Source organism: Photobacterium japonica, from assembly GCF_050337005.1.
Taxonomy (GTDB): domain Bacteria; phylum Pseudomonadota; class Gammaproteobacteria; order Enterobacterales; family Vibrionaceae; genus Photobacterium; species Photobacterium japonica.
Genome location: NZ_JAKJSN010000026.1, coordinates 49293 through 66490 on the forward strand (window position 1 = coordinate 49293; position 17198 = coordinate 66490).

15 protein-coding genes are annotated in these 17198 nt (G+C 47.8%); 9 read left to right on the forward strand and 6 right to left on the reverse strand.

All coding sequences use genetic code 11. The features are described from left to right. Positions 1-15: 15 nt before the first annotated feature. Positions 16-468: an AraC family transcriptional regulator gene (locus tag L4C36_RS11600; RefSeq protein WP_428477961.1), complete on the reverse strand. Its 453-nt coding sequence runs from the start codon at positions 466-468 to the stop codon at positions 16-18. Between the two features lie 82 nt (positions 469-550). Here L4C36_RS11600 and L4C36_RS11605 point away from each other — a divergent pair, with 82 nt between their 5' ends. Together L4C36_RS11605 and L4C36_RS11610 are read left to right on the forward strand one after the other, a co-directional pair. Next, positions 551-730 (forward strand): hypothetical protein, encoded by a 180-nt coding sequence (locus tag L4C36_RS11605; protein ID WP_428477962.1) that lies wholly within the window; start codon positions 551-553, stop codon positions 728-730. Positions 731-920: 190 nt separating this feature from the next. After that, positions 921-1343, forward strand: coding sequence for a DUF3859 domain-containing protein (locus L4C36_RS11610; protein WP_428477963.1), 423 nt, complete (start codon positions 921-923; stop codon positions 1341-1343). A gap of 139 nt (positions 1344-1482) precedes the next feature. On the opposite strand, the gene L4C36_RS11615 is transcribed toward L4C36_RS11610, so the two are convergent. After that, on the reverse strand, positions 1483-1923 hold the full coding sequence (locus L4C36_RS11615; RefSeq protein ID WP_428477964.1) for a hypothetical protein: 441 nt from the start codon (positions 1921-1923) through the stop codon (positions 1483-1485). 736 nt (positions 1924-2659) lie between these two features. Between L4C36_RS11615 and L4C36_RS11620 the strand changes: the two genes are divergently transcribed. The 3 genes from L4C36_RS11620 to nagZ all read left to right on the forward strand — a co-directional run bounded on the left by L4C36_RS11620 (position 2660) and on the right by nagZ (position 7541). Then, a complete protein-coding gene (locus L4C36_RS11620) occupies positions 2660-3631 on the forward strand; it encodes a TAXI family TRAP transporter solute-binding subunit (RefSeq protein ID WP_428477965.1) in 972 nt (323 codons plus the stop codon). A 104-nt stretch (positions 3632-3735) separates the two neighbouring features. Further along, entirely contained in the window at positions 3736-6327 is a 2592-nt protein-coding gene (locus tag L4C36_RS11625; RefSeq protein ID WP_428477966.1) for a TRAP transporter permease, read from the forward strand. Between the two features lie 209 nt (positions 6328-6536). Then, a complete protein-coding gene (nagZ, locus tag L4C36_RS11630) occupies positions 6537-7541 on the forward strand; it encodes a beta-N-acetylhexosaminidase (RefSeq protein WP_428477967.1) in 1005 nt (334 codons plus the stop codon). A 124-nt stretch (positions 7542-7665) separates the two neighbouring features. Here the strand turns inward: nagZ and L4C36_RS11635 are convergent, their stop codons facing one another. The 3 genes from L4C36_RS11635 to L4C36_RS11645 all read right to left on the reverse strand — a co-directional run bounded on the left by L4C36_RS11635 (position 7666) and on the right by L4C36_RS11645 (position 11673). Beyond that, positions 7666-9237, reverse strand: coding sequence for an EAL domain-containing protein (locus L4C36_RS11635; RefSeq protein WP_428477968.1), 1572 nt, complete (start codon positions 9235-9237; stop codon positions 7666-7668). Positions 9238-9933: 696 nt separating this feature from the next. After that, positions 9934-10848 (reverse strand): cation diffusion facilitator family transporter, encoded by a 915-nt coding sequence (locus tag L4C36_RS11640; protein WP_428477969.1) that lies wholly within the window; start codon positions 10846-10848, stop codon positions 9934-9936. A 357-nt stretch (positions 10849-11205) separates the two neighbouring features. Further along, on the reverse strand, positions 11206-11673 hold the full coding sequence (locus tag L4C36_RS11645) for a hypothetical protein (RefSeq protein WP_428477970.1): 468 nt from the start codon (positions 11671-11673) through the stop codon (positions 11206-11208). Positions 11674-12020: 347 nt separating this feature from the next. Here L4C36_RS11645 and pdhA point away from each other — a divergent pair, with 347 nt between their 5' ends. From pdhA to L4C36_RS11665, 4 genes are read left to right on the forward strand one after another with little or no spacing between them, the layout of a single operon-like run. Next, positions 12021-13133 (forward strand): pyruvate dehydrogenase (acetyl-transferring) E1 component subunit alpha, encoded by a 1113-nt coding sequence (gene pdhA / locus L4C36_RS11650; protein ID WP_428477993.1) that lies wholly within the window; start codon positions 12021-12023, stop codon positions 13131-13133. After that, positions 13126-14109 (forward strand): alpha-ketoacid dehydrogenase subunit beta, encoded by a 984-nt coding sequence (locus tag L4C36_RS11655; protein ID WP_428477971.1) that lies wholly within the window; start codon positions 13126-13128, stop codon positions 14107-14109. The genes pdhA and L4C36_RS11655 overlap by 8 nt, the downstream gene beginning before the upstream one ends. Next, a complete protein-coding gene (locus tag L4C36_RS11660; protein WP_428477972.1) occupies positions 14106-15335 on the forward strand; it encodes a dihydrolipoamide acetyltransferase family protein in 1230 nt (409 codons plus the stop codon). The genes L4C36_RS11655 and L4C36_RS11660 overlap by 4 nt, the downstream gene beginning before the upstream one ends. A 3-nt stretch (positions 15336-15338) precedes the next feature. After that, positions 15339-15527, forward strand: coding sequence for a hypothetical protein (locus L4C36_RS11665; RefSeq protein ID WP_428477973.1), 189 nt, complete (start codon positions 15339-15341; stop codon positions 15525-15527). Here L4C36_RS11665 and L4C36_RS11670 read toward each other — a convergent pair. Beyond that, the gene (locus L4C36_RS11670; protein WP_428477994.1) at positions 15524-16864 is read right to left on the reverse strand and encodes a DEAD/DEAH box helicase; all 1341 of its coding nucleotides are present in this window, start codon (positions 16862-16864) and stop codon (positions 15524-15526) included. The genes L4C36_RS11665 and L4C36_RS11670 overlap by 4 nt on opposite strands. Between the last annotated feature and the right edge of the window lie 334 nt (positions 16865-17198).

Genomic DNA, 17198 nt, shown 5'->3' on the forward strand with positions numbered 1-17198 from the left:
CTTACTGCTTACTGGCTATTTATCTTTCACCGCCAGATAAAACCCGACATCGCCCATGTGCGTATCCACATCATAACTGTGGTACAGCTCAAAGCAGGGACGGCTATCCACTTGTAAGCCCAATTCCTTCACTGTTTTTTTCAACGATCCCCACAGTGTTTTGTACTCACTCTTATGTTTCACAATCTTGCGCATAACCCAATACTTGCCAGCAGGCAGTGACTGCAAGTGAATCTCGCCCTCTACCATCGTGCCGCTCGGTACCGTCAAACACAAATCAGTCGTGCATTGCTGCGCAGGGACAAAATCGGGATCATCGTGATAAATAAACAAGCACTGGCCGTTTTGTAAGCCGCGTTCTCCTGCCCACTGATACAGATTATCCAGCGCCGATTCATAGTTTTCGCCGTAAGGGCCAGTCACTCTCACATACGCCAACGTTTTTTCTGCAATCACTTCACTCTTCATCAAGATACCTAACTACACTTCAACCACTACAATTAAATCGTACCTTCACAACACACAGTGACACTGTCACTAAGGGTAGACTATGTTTGAGTGGCTTAAGAACATGTTCAATGGAAAAAACGACACAGCAGATAACTTGGTCGATCAAAGCCAAGAAGCCTCCCCCGTCGATGACGATGCTGGCGCCAAATATGCCAAAGGGAGTCCAGCGGATGATGACATGGGTGGAAATGACAGTCACAACGATGGCGACGGCGATTGAATACCATTACAGCGCATCTCACCAGCGACAGATGCCGAGTAATGACTGAGTATGTGCATCAAATTCTCCCCTAAGTGCTGATTATTCGGCACTTATCGGCAATACACAGTCATCGGCATCTTTTAGTCATCAAGACGTTGCGTGATATACTGCACGCCTCATTTATTGACTCATATCACGCGCATACCCCATGGCTAAATCAAAACCTGTTGTCAGTATGGACACCTATGGCATTCATTCCACATGGGATGCCCAGTCCAAACACTTACCAAAAATTCAAACCTTCACTACGGATATTCCGGCCGAAATCGACATTGAATTTGGTTTCACGGTCAATATCAAAAAAGCCCGCGGTGAGAAAATTCGCTACTGCATCTACCACCCCGGCATTCTGGATGACAGCGGTAATGAACAAGCGCCGTTTGATGGTGAACTCCATGTTCGTACGAATGATTGGGATTTCTATCTCGGTGATACCATCTGGGCGCCGATCAGCGACAAAGTCGGCGACTGGCGGATGACGCTAGAAATGCATGGCAAAGTGATTGCGGAGAAAACCTTCACTGTTTATGAAAGAAACGAAGGGGATTTTTGGCGCCGTCGCGGTTTTTAGTCACCACGAAGCCTTCATACGTTAACGACAGACGCGTTAAGACAGGAAAGTTAACAATAGCCGATTATAATAGTCGATAAAAAATAATGCCCAAGTACAGTCGCACTTGGGCATCATCATCTATCGATATAGCGCTGGATTACTCGGCCTTTTTCGCCATAGACGCAGCACATGCCGTAGAGGTAATAGATAGCTTCGGCTTAATCTGCTCAGCTTTACTGTCTGTACCAATACTGTGCACAGTAATAGAAATGGAGTTACCGCAATACGTACCAACACCAATGCTTGATACTTTACCCGCACTCATGTTGTTATCGATAAAAATCGTGTTTTCAGTGTCAGTAATTTCCAACTGAATGTGCGCTGAATTATCTTCCGCTACTGCGAACTTATCGCCACCCAGAATGCCCACAACACCCACACCATCTTTAGGTATATAAAGATGAATTACAGAGCTTTGCGCTTCACTTGCTGAGATCTCATAGGGACCGGCTAATTTCACCACATCCTGAATGGTTGGAATAACGTTCGCAAATGCGAACGATGGAATAAGTGCCAGTGCGAATAGTGATTTTTTCATATTTCCCTCCAAAATCAGCATATTAATCTGTAAAGAAGAACGATGTCCATAATTTGGAATCAAGATCACCCTTACCAGCACCTAACTGCGCAATAACACAGCAAGTTATTCATTTTATTAGCTTTTACTATGTAATAGTGCGCAGATATGTTTATTTCATATTCTCGCAATCCTATTGATAATTTATTCAGACTATCATCATAGTCGACTCGCCTCGTAGAGGGCATTCCTTCCCATCTTGTGAGAAAAACATTCTCAGAATAAGAAAAACCCGTGATTAATTTATCGCTTCCCTCCTCTTTTTTGTCACCTAACGAAGGATATAGCACGGCATTAATCAAATTTTACTTTATATCATATCGCTCGACGTGACATTAATCAGACGATTAACCATGGCCTGCGTAACAATCACGCAATATCCCCCGCATTCCCTCATGGTGAGAATACACGGTTTCCAACCTGCAAAAATAGCCTTACATTCAATGCGTAAATAGGTAGTTAATCAGTTATATCAACCCGTCATAAGAACGCAAATCGATTAACGTTACCCAGACAAACCGCAAACACAAAACAACGATTACACCCAAAAAACACACATACGCACACATAACGTGCACTGAACATTGAGTTAACCCACGCGTTGCTCAATCACATACGGTAAAACCGCCTCTACACACCATTTAAGAGGTCACTCATTCACCATTATTTCAATTTTAGATTGGGCAGGAAAGGAAGTATGAAAGGACTAACATTAGTGGCCAGCATTATTGCCGCCACCGCATCATTCTCATACAGTGAGAACACTAGCGCTACCGAGCAATTCGTTACCATCGGCACTGGCGGACAAACCGGCGTCTATTATGTCGCGGGTCAGTCAATTTGCCGCTTCGTCAACCGTGGAGCAGATAGCCACAACATCAAATGCAACGCACCGGCCAGTGGTGGTGGTGTCGCTAACGTAAACGGCATCCGCACTGGTGAATATAACTTCGGCGTTATGCAGTCGGATCATCAATACAAAGCCCTTTACGGACAATCCCCTTTTAACAGCCAAGGCAAAATGGCTGACATCCGATCGGTCTTCTCACTACAAAGCGAAATTTTCACCATCCTTGCGCGTAAAGACGCCAACATTTCTGACTTTGAAAGCCTGAAAGGCAAACGCGTCAACATCGGTAATCCAGGCTCCGGCCAACGCGATACGTTCGAGCAATTGATTGATGCGAAAAAGTGGGATCACGATGTGTTTGCGTTGGTCTCTGATCTGAAGCCGGCGGAGCAAGCCTCTGCGATGACCGATAACAACATTGATGCCATGAGCTATTTTGTCGGCCACCCAAATGGTGCGATCCAAGAAGCCACTACAACCGTTGATGCCGTCTTCGTACCCGTCACTGGCGATATCATTGACGCATTGGTCGCGGAAAAACCGTATTTCACCAAAGCGGAAATTCCTGGCGGCATGTACCGCGGTAACCCGGATCCGGTGCCTTCCCTTGGCGGTAAAGCGGTACTTTCTACCCATGCCAACACGGATCCTGAACTGGTTTATCAACTGGTTAAATCTGTTTTTGACAACTTAGATCGCTTCAAACGCCTTCACCCTGCTTTTGCCTCACTGGATGAAAAAGCCATGATTGCGGATGGCCTCACCGCGCCACTGCACGACGGCGCGATGCGTTATTACAAGGAACGAGGCTGGCTGTAATACCGAGCGAGATCATATCGAACGGTATACAGCGACGGCAACACCTCGCGTTACAAGCAAGTGCTGTCTCTGCACAGCACTTGCCTTAGATTGAGATAAAAACAATGAATAACACCCAAACACTGTCACCAGACACCCTGTCGAGTGAAGAATTGATCGCGCAAGATGTCGGAGCAAGACTGCCTGTTGGCATCATGGCGACGGTCATCACCGCACTCGCACTCTGCTGGTCCCTATTTCAGCTCTGGATCGCCTCTCCTCTTCCTTTCATTATCGGCTTCGGGGTCATGAACGACACCGAAACCCGTGCGATCCACCTCGCTTTTGCTTTGCTATTGGCCTTCTTTGTTTTCCCTGCACGTAAACGCTCACCGCGTGACCGCGTGCCTCACCTTGACCTCTTATTGGGCTTGGTTTCTGCGGCGGCGGCACTGTATTTATTTGTGTTCTACAACGAACTCGCACAACGTCCGGGTAACCTCACTACGGCAGATTTCATCACCGCCTGCATCGGTATTCCGCTATTGCTTGAAGCGGCCCGACGCGTATTAGGGCCAGCGTTACCTATTATCGCCACCCTTTTCTTGATCTACAGCCTCGCTGGGCCTTGGATGCCGGGGTTACTGTCACACCGTGGCGTGCCATTCCCAGCCCTTGCAAACCACCAATGGATCACCACTGAAGGGGTCTTTGGTATCGCACTGGGGGTATCCACCAGCTTCGTGTTCTTGTTTGTCCTTTTCGGTGCCTTGCTAGAGCGTGCCGGTGCTGGCCACTATTTCATTCAATTGGCTTTCAGCATGTTGGGCCACCTACGCGGCGGTCCGGCAAAAGCGGCCGTGGTTGCTTCTGGCTTGACTGGTCTCATTTCAGGTTCCTCCATTGCGAACGTGGTAACTACCGGTACTTTTACCATTCCAATGATGCGTAAAGTGGGCTTCAGTGCAGAGAAAGCCGGCGCCGTAGAAGTGGCCTCCTCTGTGAATGGGCAAATTATGCCGCCGGTGATGGGAGCCGCTGCCTTTTTGATGGTTGAATACGTCGGTATCCCGTACGTCGATATCATTAAGCACGCGTTTTTACCCGCTGCAATTTCCTATATTTCCTTACTGTACATCGTGCACCTTGAAGCACTTAAACTGGGTATGCAGCCCTTGGCGGTTGCGGGATCACGCCCTTGGTTGGCACGCTTGACCGGTTTTGCTTTCGGCACCGCGCTGATCAGCGGTCTTTCTCTGGCGGTGTACTACGGACTTGGATGGCTCAAGCCTCTGCTGGGTGATCACACCTTACCGGGCGTCGCCGTAATGCTGGCCATTACGTATCTGGGTTTACTCAAAATTGCGGCGATGAATGATCCGCTACCGAGTGAAGAAGACACCGACCTTAATACTCTACCCTCTACGCGCGCAGTCCTGCTGTCTGGCTTGCATTACTTGTTGCCAGTGATTGTGCTGGTGTGGTGTTTGATGGTCGAACGTCTATCACCGGGCTTATCTGCCTTCTGGGGCAGTATGATTCTGGTGGTTATCGTGCTGACACAGCGCCCGTTATTGAATTGGCTTCGTACTGATGGCAAACACCACTATGGGTCCGTGCAAGAGGGTGCGATTGATCTGCGTGAAGGCTTAATTGCCGGTGCGCGCAATATGATTGGTATCGGTATCGCTACCGCCACAGCGGGCGTGATTGTCGGTGCCGTCTCGCAAACAGGTGTCGGCCTCGTCTTGGCAGATCTGGTTGAAATGCTGTCGATGGGCAATCTTATGCTCATGCTTTTGCTCACCGCCTTACTAAGTTTAATTCTGGGTATGGGCTTACCGACAACAGCAAACTACATCGTCGTTTCTAGTCTGCTTGCCCCAGTGATTGTGGTGTTGGGTCAGCAGCAAGGTTTGATCGTGCCTTTAATTGCCGTGCACTTGTTTGTGTTTTACTTCGGCATTATGGCGGATGTGACGCCACCCGTGGGACTCGCTTCATTTGCGGCAGCGGCTGTGTCAAAAGGCGATCCGATCAAAACCGGGATCACCGCGTTCTACTACAGTTTGCGTACCGCCGCCTTGCCCTTCTTGTTTATCTTCAATACGGATTTATTGTTGATTGATGTCGACTGGCCACACGGTGTGCTGATTTTCGTGGTAGCCACCATTGCGATGCTGATCTTTGCCGCTGCCACACAAGGCTACTTCCTGACGCGTAATCGTTGGTATGAAACCCTTCTGCTGTTATTGGTCGCATTCACCTTGTTCCGTCCGGGATTCTGGCAAGACCAAGTCAGCGATCCTTATCGCTATGTGTCTCCGACATCGCTCAGTGAAGAGCTGAACAGTTTGAATGAAGGCGATATGCTGCGCATGCGTATTAAAGGTGAAGATGCGGTCGGCGTCATGCGTGAGTTCTCTGTCCTGTTTGAAGTTCCGGAAGGTAAAAACGGCGAAGACAAACAACTGGCACTGGGTATTGAAACGTATCAAGACAGCGGTAAGACCCTGATTGATATCGTGCACTTCTCCAGTCCAGCAGAAAAATCGGGCTTGATGTTTGATCAGGAAATCATGGAATTGCGCATCCCTGCGCAGCGCAGTGCGAAAGAATGGTTCTGGATCCCCGCTCTCTTCTTGTTTGGTTTGGTCGTCACCATGCAGCGTCGTCGATTACAACGCACACCGGAACCCGAGGTCGCATGCTCATAACCCCAATCGCATAACCGTATTCACATAAACGCATTCTCATAAACATATGTAATGCCGTCTGAAAGGAGCCTTAGGGCTCCTTTCTTTTTTCCCGTTATTCAATTCACAAGCCTGACGTGATTTTCACACTCCCCGATACAGGCTTGGGCATTTCTAGTGCATAATAAGGATCAGGCAATAGCTACAACCATCACACCCAAGGAGAATGCATGGGTCCTTTGATGCTTGATGTATCCGGTTATGAACTGGATGCAGAAGATCGTGAGATTATTCAACACCCTACTGTTGGCGGTATTATCTTTTTTGCGCGCAATTACCATGACCGCAAACAGCTACGAGCGTTAACAAAATCCATCCGTGACGTCGCCAAACGTCCTCTCCTGATCACGGTCGATCAAGAAGGTGGCCGTGTGCAGCGTTTTCGTGATGAATTCACCTTGCTTCCTCCGCCAAAAGCCTTTGCGAACAGTCAGGATGGCCTGTCACTGGCTCACGAAGGCGGCTGGCTTATGGCAGCAGAATTGCTATCAATGGATATCGATTTAAGCTTTGCGCCGGTGCTGGATCTGGGCTTTGATTGTAAAGCCATTGGTGATCGTGCTTTCTCTGATGATCCGCAACAAGTCATTCAGTATGCCAGCCAGTTCATCAAAGGGATGAAAAAAGCAGGCATGGCCGCGACCGGTAAACACTTCCCGGGTCACGGTGGTGTGATTGCTGATTCGCATTTGGAAACGCCGGTTGATCCGCGTGACAATATCAAGCTGCATGATATGACGGTGTTTAAAGCCTTGGTTGATCAAGGACTGCTGGATGCGATGATGCCGGCTCACGTGATCTTTGAGCACTTCAATGAAAAACCGGCCAGCGGTTCAGAGTACTGGCTAAAGGAAGTGTTGCGTAAAGACATGCAGTTCAATGGCGTTATTTTCTCTGACGACTTGAACATGAAAGGGGCTGACGTACTCGGCAGTTACAGTGAACGCGCACTGGCGGCACAGCAAGCCGGTTGTGACATGGTCATGCTGTGTAATAACCGAGAAGGTGCGGTGCAAGCGCTTGACGGTTTACCGCAAACGCAAGTACCACAGTTAAGTGCCCTGTGTAAAAAAGCTACCGGTGAATACCGTGACCTGATCAACACCCGCCTTTGGCGTGAGACCGAACAACGCATTACTCGCCTAACGCAAGAATGGCGCGATAAAAACGCATAATCTAACGCTTGCGTTTTTTTACCCGCAAACAATAAAGCCCTGCATAATGCAGGGCTTTATTGTTATTGGCGATCATTCATCTGTCGCTATGCGGGGTTATTGGCTGGCCTCTATCACGTGAGTATTAACGTGAAACCATCGATTTACAGTAATAAGCAAAGTCTCGAAACGCCATTGGCTTCCCAAAGTAATACCCCTGCTGTAACGTGATCCCACGTGCCGCCAGGTAGTTGGATTGCTCCAAGGTTTCGACCCCTTCTGCAATCATCTCCATCCCCGCCTCTTTACCAAATACAATGATGGAGTCCAGCAGCGACAGTTTTATGTCTGATGTCCCGATAGTTTCAACGAACATTTTGTCGATTTTTAAACTACGAATATTTAATTGCTGAATATAACTGAACCCACCGTAGCCTGTCCCCGCATCATCCAATTTGACATCGATGCCACATTCACGCAGTTGCTCAATGACATCCGACGCCATCGTGAGATTAGTAAACCGTTTACGCTCGGTCACTTCAAACGCGATCTGACTGGGTGAAATCTTCGTCGTATGCAGCAACGCGAGAGACTTTTGCATAATATCCAATGACTCCAATTGATCCGGCACCACGTTGATACTCATGACCTGCTGAGTCAAATGCCAATTGAGCTTACCAATATCACGCACCGCTTGGCTGATAAGCTGATCCGTAATAGGAAAAATCTGGCCGCTCTTTTCGACATAAGGAATAAACTCCATTGGCGAGATAATATCATGCCCCGCACGTAACCAACGGGCGAGCATTTCACACCCATAAAGTGAATTATTCGATACATCAACAATGGGTTGGTAATACGGTACAAACTCATCCCGCTCAATGCCTTGCTCTATCAGCGAATGCAACGACATTCGGCGGCCTAACATTAAGCGGTAGGACACTAAACATAAGCCCCCTAAAAAGGTACCGAATAAGAATAAGGGCAGCCAAAAATCGTGTTTATATTGCTCAAGTAGCTTAGGGGTAACGTACGCATTCAAGCGTAAGCCATGGGTAATTTCAGTGCTAAACAACGGTGCTTCTGTCAGCAATGACGCATCACCACGCCAAAAAGTGACCGTATTGTCCGTTTCAGAAGACAGCGACGTGAGCACACAGTCTGCACAGTATTTATTTCGCAATTCATCGGTTGCTAAGGGTTCCATATACACCCGCAACGTTCCCTTGGATGACACCTGATCTAAAGCAATGATTTGTTGGGCATAACGTGCTTCTGTGGCAACCCATAACGTAATATCAGCGGTCAACTGTAGAATCAGTGGCACCCGACTTATCGAACTTTGCGCCGCATCGAAACTGGTGCAAGACACACCATCATTCAGCGTCAACGACATACGTCGAATTTGGTAATCGTTATACGTTATCTGTTTCAGTTGATCGCTATCGTAATCACTACAATCATACCGAAACTGCTTACTGAGGGTGTCTAACATCGTCGGGTAATCTTCGAGCTTACTCGAATAATGTTTTAATAATCGACGAGAATCATCTTCAATCAAAGAGGATAAGTACCGTTCAGAAACGATCCCATTTGTGGACGATAATGAAAATGAAAAGATAAGAACCAATAAAAAAGAAGGAAGATGAAAGTTACGGGTGCACTTACGAAAAAATGCACGGTTATATTCTACAAACACGTTTTGCTTCAACTGCATTGCGATTAATCTTGCCTATCCATAGAGTTTGTTTTCCGTTTATGCCTGATGGTACGCAACAAAGATGACACTTTTGCAGTATTCAGTATAAATCAGCACATTAACAATAGGCACAAAACTGTGTAATAACAAGATTTTATAGAAAGCAAGGCGGGATGTAGATCACGGTGTAGAACAAAAAACACAACTACAGTTTAAAGCGTCAAAAAAATGGACAAAACAATCACCCACTTCACATTAATTCTCTCATTTTGATGAGATTGGGGGATAAAAAAAGGCGCCTATCGGCGCCTTTTTTTACAGAGAATCACGAGAGTAATCGATGTCTTTAGTGCATTTTTTCTCTTTGCAAATAACGTAAACTGCGCCAATGATAAATGCAATAACAAGAATTGTTTCCATCAAAATTTTAACCCTTCTTTAAGTCTGTCAATGTCGGCCCAACGACATGTTGCCGCTCAACGCTCGTGGGTCTAAAAAATGCCACTGTATGCCGTGGCACCGCGACGACTTAAAGCTAGAAGCAATTTTTAGACGCTGTAAAGATACCCCACTCTCTCGTTAATTGCACAAACGAGTTATGAAACTGTGACAAACCGCGAAACTTACTTATCGTCGATTACTCACTCTTACATCGGAAAAACCGAAATAAAAAAGGGCGAGACCGCCCTTTTTTACTATCACAACATCAGGGTGCTATAACCACCGCGCCTGGCCGGTAAAGCTGACCGATAACCATGTATCGCCAAGTTCTTCCGAAAGAGACTCCCATAACACTTGGCGAATATGGTCCTGGCGTTTTGTCGTCCAGAAATCATCATCTTTCACCAAAATATTGACCTCAAGATCGTACTGACGACCTGTTTTGGCAAAATGGTGCGTGTAATCTTCAAAATGATACTGCTTCGACAATTTTGCGATCACGCGATCAACATTGTCCTGCGCATCATCCTGAGGGGCCACCAGCAACACTTCCTTGAGGTTACGGCGTAATACTGTGATCGGTAATACCACAGCCGCGAGTGAGAGCGTAGAAACGAGGATAGGATCCACGTAGCGGTTCCATTGTGAGTAGCCCATGTCATCCAAAATCATGACCGCGACAAACCCCACCAAAATGGCCGCACTTAAAATACCGTCAATTAACCATTCTTGTGAATCAACCCGGACTAATTCTGACTGCTCACTTTTTGCAATATGGGTTTCAGTAAAATAAATCGTGAAACAGCAGAAGGTCGATAACACCGCGTAAACCAGAGCGTGTTCCAACACAATCTCATGGCCACCACTAGCAATGGTTTGCACACCATTGATAAAAGCGAAAATACAAGTCATCAAGATGAGCAAGCCATTGACCACGTTGATGAGTGGCTCAATGTGTGCGTATCCGAATTGAAAGTACTGATCATCGGGTTTCGAGACTAAGTAAGCGGTATACAGGCTAAGCCCTGTCATTCCCATACTCAGTAGAGAGAACATGCCGTCGAGAAGAATAGCGTTGGATCCGACATACAATCCATAGCCGATACCGAGGCTAGACAGCAACACAGTGCCTGCTAGCGACATTTTGAGCGCCAAACGCTCCTTACTAATTTTACGGCTGATAGCCATAAATACCTCCATCGTTATGAAATAAAAAAGAAATACAGCCGGGTTGCATCCTGTTTTCACTTACCAACTATGCACACGCAGCACATTTTATGTGGGCTTGTTCAAAACAAGATAACTATACTATTAACACATTTAAAGAATTGTGATCAAGCTGTGACGTTTTTTTATCACGCATTAACAGGCGCACCTGAGGCGTATTACTCAGCAAAATACCCACCATATAAAGCGTAATACAAAAGACGCAACAAAGGGAATCGGGCGTGACACAGATCACACCTCAGCAGTATTCGGCGCGCATACTATCAAAGAAACGGTTAGAAAACACGCTTTGTATGCAGAATTCAAACGGAATGGCGGTTAGCGTGAACGATGCAGTTCAATCCTTTCTATATCATTGAAAAAATTAATTATTTTTGCCCTACTCACACTGTACTCAAAATCTGTCCCATCACAAAAGTCCACATTTGATTGCAATTCGGGGCTTTTTAACCAAATAAACTGACACGTTGCATTCACTTCGCACGCTAAGTCACGTTCAGTATGCAATTGGTCCCAGTAAGTAGCAAAATGCTGTAGCGCATCATCTAGCTGGGCATAATTTTCCTGACTTAGTTCATCACGCAACGTTTTCAGCTCCTTTTGTCGCTCCGTCATAAACGTATTAAATGAATCTGATAAGGGAGACTCGGTCACCGTGTTGCACTCTTCATTCACAAACTGCGCTTTTTGATGCGCGATATCATCCATGTTGGGCTGTGAGGTACACGCAGAAGCAAAGGCCATCATGACAATATAACCGTACCTTTTCATTTGTTCTCCCGCCATACATACGCATTTGATGAATGCACTAAGTATGCGTGAATCCCCACGATTCTCTGTGTTATTCACTCCCATTCTTAACACTGATGCATCTGTCGCACTCTGCGTTTCCCCGTCGTATGCCAACAATGCACAACCGTGATAATTGATACAACTATCAAAGTGTACCGAATTCTTTACTGTTCGCGTTTATTCGAGCCTAAGCGAATGTTAACAAACTGATTACACTTAATACTATTGAGCTGTGCCACGGCCTTACACTTTCATCCTTTTCACGTTTCGTTGGCATTCCGTTGGCATAGTCATCACTTTGCTGTCCGCCTCATTCGAGGCAGCAACAGAAGGAGCTAATGATGAATGTACAAGCCATGCCGATGCATCGCTTTATCGATCATCTCGGACACATCGTACGCCCACTCCCCGACTGGGCCACCCTTTCCATGTTGACCGCCTGCTATCAAGACATGGTGTTAACACGCACTTACGACAACAAAGCCGTTGCGCTTCAGCGTACCGGGAAACTCGGTACCTACCCCTCCCACTTAGGGTCAGAAGCCATGGGCATTGCGGTGGGACGCGCTTTGCAACCCACCGATGTGTTCATTCCTTATTACCGCGATTTACCGGCCATGTGGGCACGCGGGATCCCGCTCGAGAAAAATTTACAGTATTGGGGTGGCGATGAACGCGGCAGTGATTTTACCGCGCATGATTCGCCTTCCCGTGATTTACCGTTTTGCGTGCCTATCGCAACCCAATGTACCCATGCTGTCGGTGTTGCTGCTGCATTGAAAATTCAAGGTCACCATCAAGCCGCGCTGGTGACCTGTGGGGACGGGGCGACATCAAAAGGGGACTTTCTGGAATCCTTGAATTGCGCTGGCGCTTGGAATATTCCGTTAGTGTTTGTCATCAATAACAATCAATGGGCGATCTCGGTGCCGCGCCGTATTCAATCCGGGGCTGAATGGCTGGCTGACAAAGCGAAAGGCGCAGGTATCGTGGGGATCACTGTTGATGGTAACGACGTCGTCGCGATGTACGATGCCGTGCTTCGCGCGTTAGATCACGCCCGAAAAGGCAAAGGCGCCACCCTGATCGAAGCCATTAGCTATCGATTAGGTGATCACACAACGGCCGACGATGCGACGCGCTATCGTAGTGATGATGAATTACAAGAGGCCTGGCAATATGACCCGATTAGCCGACTTAAAAGCTATCTTGTCGAACAAGCCGCTTGGTCGGATGCTGATGAAAACCGCTTGCTTAACCGTTGTAAAGAAGCCGTAGAGCAAGCTGTTGATCGTTATCAAGCACTCATTCCTCAGCCTCCGGAATCTGGTTTTGATTACCTCTATGCCACGCCTGATGCTGATTTACGCCGTCAGCGTGATACGGTGATCAACAAAGCACTGCACATGCAAAACGTCGCGCCTGACACAATGCAGGGAGGTAAGCATGAATGAACTGACATTATTAGAAGCGGTTAACCTTGCCCTACACCATGAAATGGCGAACGATGAACACGTGATCGTCATGGGTGAAGACGTGGGCGATAACGGTGGGGTTTTTCGTGCTACGGTCGGATTAAAAGACAAATTTGGTTGTAAACGCGTAATCGATTCCCCTCTCGCGGAAGCCTTAATAGCTGGTGTCGCTGTGGGGATGGCCAGCCAAGGGTTACGCCCTGTCGCTGAGTTCCAGTTTCAAGGCTTTGTGTTTCCCGCCATGGAACACATTATGTGTCATGCAGCACGAATGCGTAACCGAACCCGTGGTCGCCTGACCTGCCCAGCTGTTTTCCGTGCGCCATTCGGTGGGGGTATTCATGCCCCAGAGCATCATTCAGAAAGTATCGAAGCCTTATTTTCCCATATCCCAGGGTTAAAAGTGGTTATCCCCTCCTCTCCCCAACGGGCATACGGCTTATTATTGTCAGCCATTCGCAGTAATGACCCCGTTATGTTTTTCGAGCCTAAGCGGATTTACCGCACGGTCAAATCGACAGTTGTTGATAACGGCCACGCACTGCCTCTTGATACCTGCTTTACCCTACGCAAAGGGCGCGATGTGACACTGGTGACTTGGGGCGCCTGCGTAGTGGAATCGCTGCAGGCCGCATCGACCTTATCGGAACAAGGCATTGAAGCAGAAGTGATCGATCTTGCCACCATCAAGCCCCTCGATATGGCAACCATTCTGACCTCGCTGGAAAAAACCGGTCGATTGCTGGTGGTGCATKAGGCGTGTCAAACCTGCGGCGTCGGGGCAGAAATTCTCGCTCGGGTTTCTGAACAGGCCCTGTGTTTACTCAAAGCGCCTCCAAAACGAGTCACAGGCATGGACACCGTTATGCCTTATTACCGCAATGAAGATGTTTACATGATTCAAGCCGATGATATCACTCAAGCGGCACGCGATTTGGTGGAGGGCTGGCAATGAAAACATTTCACTTACCTGATCTTGGCGAAGGACTAGCAGAATCAGAAATCGTGCAATGGCACGTTAATGTGGGCGATACCGTCGACATTGATCAAGTGATCCTGACAGTAGAAACCGCCAAAGCCACGGTTGAGATCCCTGCCCCATACAGCGGTACCATTGTCGGCCGACATGGCAATGAAGGCGATGTGATCGGCATAGGCTGCGCACTGATCGACATTGAACCGAGTACGGCCTCGGCGCCATCCTCACAAGCCGCATCATCAACCGACACAACTAAATCAACCAATACAACTACATCAACCAATACAACTAAATCAACCAGCACAACTAAATCAACGGATGCAGCGACCGTTGTGGGGAACGTGTCTCATGAGCCGCAGCAGGTGAATGTCGATGAGTTTTGGATCGGCAACTACGAGCAACCGAATGACAAACAAAGCCCGCTGTTATCTGCCTTACCGGCGGCACGACGTCTCGCGCAAAAACTCGGCGTCAATTTGTCGTTAGTCTCAGGCTCGGGGCCGGATGGCATCATTCTTGAGAAAGATGTCTATCGCGCGTGCGATCAGCAACTGCCAGGGACGGAAGTCTTAAAAGGTGCACGTCGTACTATGGTTGACACCATGCACACCGCGCATCAACACGTTGCCGCCGTCACATTGACCGAAGAAGCGAGCTTACATGCGTGGTCAGACAACGAAGACATTACCTGCCGCTTGGTCAAAGCCCTTGTTTTTGCCTGCCAAGCGGAGCCCGCGCTGAATGCATGGTTTGATGCCGATACCATGACGCGCTGTGTACACACAGACGTCAATATTGGTATCGCCGTCGACAGTGCCCACGGGTTATACGTGCCGGTATTGCGCCATGCGGATTCATATAATAACCAGGGGATCCGTAAATGGGTGGACCGTACTGTCGAAGAAGTCAGAAACAAACAACTTGGCAGAGAGCAATTTCAACATGCCACCATCACCCTGTCTAACTTTGGGGCGATTGCCGGTTTATACGCCACGCCGATGGTGAGCCCGCCGCAAGTGGCCATTTTGGGGGTTGGACGCATCATGGAGAAATTCATACTGAAAGAGAAAACACCCACAATGATCAATACCTTGCCCTTGTCGATGACCTTTGATCACCGCGCATGTACCGGCGGAGAAGCAGCACGCTTCATGAAAGCCTTGGTAACGCACCTTGAGCGTGGCAGTGATAACCCGCAATAAGCAATGCTTGAAGCAGAAGCAGAAGCAGAAGCAGAAGCAGAAGCAGAAGCAGAAGCAGAAGCAGAAGCAGAAGCAGAAGCAGAAGCAGAAAATCCCAGATACAAAAATGCCAGTCAAACGACTGGCATTTTTTATGCTGCGATCTGTTATCAGAATGCGATCAGGGTTTGCACCGTGTCGCTGACTGATTAATCTTCAGCAGAAGGATCAACCGGCTGCTTCTTCTTTGGCATGAAGACATTATCACCCACAGCCATGTTGTCGTAGAAACGCTTATCCATACGCTTCTTCGGCTGCTGTGTAGTAGTCGCTTTCTTCTCTGCCACTTTCTTCGTCGTCGGCTTCTTCTTCACGAATTTCTTCTTCGGTGCAGGTTTCAGGCCTTTAAACTTGCCTTCTAGCCCTTCCATCGTAGTGAAGCTGATTTCTTGCTGTAAGAACGCTTCTACGTTCTTAAAGCTCTTCCAGTCTTTTGGACCAACCAAAGAAATCGCATCACCTTTGTTACCTGCACGGCCCGTACGGCCCACACGGTGTACGTATTCTTCCGCGTGCTTAGGCATATCAAAGTTGATCACGTGTGATACTTTTTCAATGTCCAGACCACGCGATGCAACATCCGTCGTGACCAAGATCTTGTGACAATCACGCTCAAACTGGCTCATGATGTTGTTACGCTGAACCTGATTAAGATCGCCACTTAGTGCAACCGCTTTAAGCTTACGCTCGTTCAACTCTTTCGTTAGACGTTCGGTATCTGAACGGGTCGCCGTAAAGATGATCAACTGATTGTAGTTTTCTGTTTCCAGAATTTTATCCAGCAACGCTTGCTTGTGATCAAGGTGGTCACACAAGTAGAAACGCTGGGTAATGTCTGTGTGCTGCTCGGCAGAGTGACCAATCGAGATACGCTTTGGCGCATTCAGCATGTCTGATGCAATGCTGACTACGTCAGTGTGATCCAACGTTGCAGAGAACATCAAGGTTTGGCGACGACGGTGATTAGCCGCTTCGTGAATACGACGAAGTTGAGCTTCAAAACCCAGATCAAGCATACGGTCAGCTTCATCCAAAATCAGCATTTCAAGGCCATCAAGACGCGTACTGCGGTGCTCAAGGTGATCCGCCAAACGACCCGGCGTGGCAATCACAAACATTGGGTCATTGCGCAATGCTTTTACCTGGTCGTTGAAGTTTTCACCACCGACAACCAATGTTGCATCGTAAGGTGTACCTGCGTTTAGCGTACGCAAGTGTGCAAACACCTGCTTCGCTAATTCACGGGTCGGCGTTAGGATCAACACGCGTGGGTCACGGCGTGTGAAAGGTTTACTGCGGTACATGCGTTGCATGGCCGGCAGTAGGAATGCCAGAGTTTTACCAGAGCCCGTTTTCGACGATGCCAACACATCTTTCCCCATAATCGCAACAGGGACAGCGGTTTGTTGAATTTCCGTTGGTTTATTGAACGCCAAGTGATTCAGTTTCTGAAGCAGGCGCTGGTCTAATCCAAGATCTTTAAAATGCAAAATGGTGCTCCGGTCATAATGCTCTGTGTTGAGCATGAATAATTCTGTAATAACCCTGCGTGACGTTCGTCACACAGTTCTAAATTTGGTTAGCAGAAAATTATACCACATTTCTTTTGACGCACACCCCATACCTGCTGTTTTCCCAAAATTTCATACCGATAGCACTTAGCAAGCGCTTAGCAGACACTGAGCATCGCGCTTGCACAGCACAGCCTGAGTTCGCATAGATTCAGTCAGCCATTATCTATAATTAACGCGGTTGCATAATCGGTAAACCGCAATGGAACACGTAGACACATTGCAATCTCGGCTCGCCGCCTTAACAGCACGT

Bases quoted from the DNA above. Each gene is read 5' to 3' on its own strand.
- nagZ (WP_428477967.1), top strand. From the start codon at position 6,537: ATGGGTCCTTTGATGCTTGATGTATCCGGTTATGAACTGGATGCAGAA.
- L4C36_RS11600 (WP_428477961.1), bottom strand. From the start codon at position 468: ATGAAGAGTGAAGTGATTGCAGAAAAAACGTTGGCGTATGTGAGAGTG.
- L4C36_RS11610 (WP_428477963.1), top strand. From the start codon at position 921: ATGGCTAAATCAAAACCTGTTGTCAGTATGGACACCTATGGCATTCAT.
- L4C36_RS11615 (WP_428477964.1), bottom strand. From the start codon at position 1,923: ATGAAAAAATCACTATTCGCACTGGCACTTATTCCATCGTTCGCATTT.
- L4C36_RS11660 (WP_428477972.1), top strand. From the start codon at position 14,106: ATGAAAACATTTCACTTACCTGATCTTGGCGAAGGACTAGCAGAATCA.
- L4C36_RS11625 (WP_428477966.1), top strand. From the start codon at position 3,736: ATGAATAACACCCAAACACTGTCACCAGACACCCTGTCGAGTGAAGAA.
- L4C36_RS11640 (WP_428477969.1), bottom strand. From the start codon at position 10,848: ATGGCTATCAGCCGTAAAATTAGTAAGGAGCGTTTGGCGCTCAAAATG.
- L4C36_RS11635 (WP_428477968.1), bottom strand. From the start codon at position 9,237: ATGCAGTTGAAGCAAAACGTGTTTGTAGAATATAACCGTGCATTTTTT.
- L4C36_RS11645 (WP_428477970.1), bottom strand. From the start codon at position 11,673: ATGGCGGGAGAACAAATGAAAAGGTACGGTTATATTGTCATGATGGCC.
- L4C36_RS11620 (WP_428477965.1), top strand. From the start codon at position 2,660: ATGAAAGGACTAACATTAGTGGCCAGCATTATTGCCGCCACCGCATCA.
- L4C36_RS11665 (WP_428477973.1), top strand. From the start codon at position 15,339: ATGCTTGAAGCAGAAGCAGAAGCAGAAGCAGAAGCAGAAGCAGAAGCA.
- L4C36_RS11605 (WP_428477962.1), top strand. From the start codon at position 551: ATGTTTGAGTGGCTTAAGAACATGTTCAATGGAAAAAACGACACAGCA.
- pdhA (WP_428477993.1), top strand. From the start codon at position 12,021: ATGAATGTACAAGCCATGCCGATGCATCGCTTTATCGATCATCTCGGA.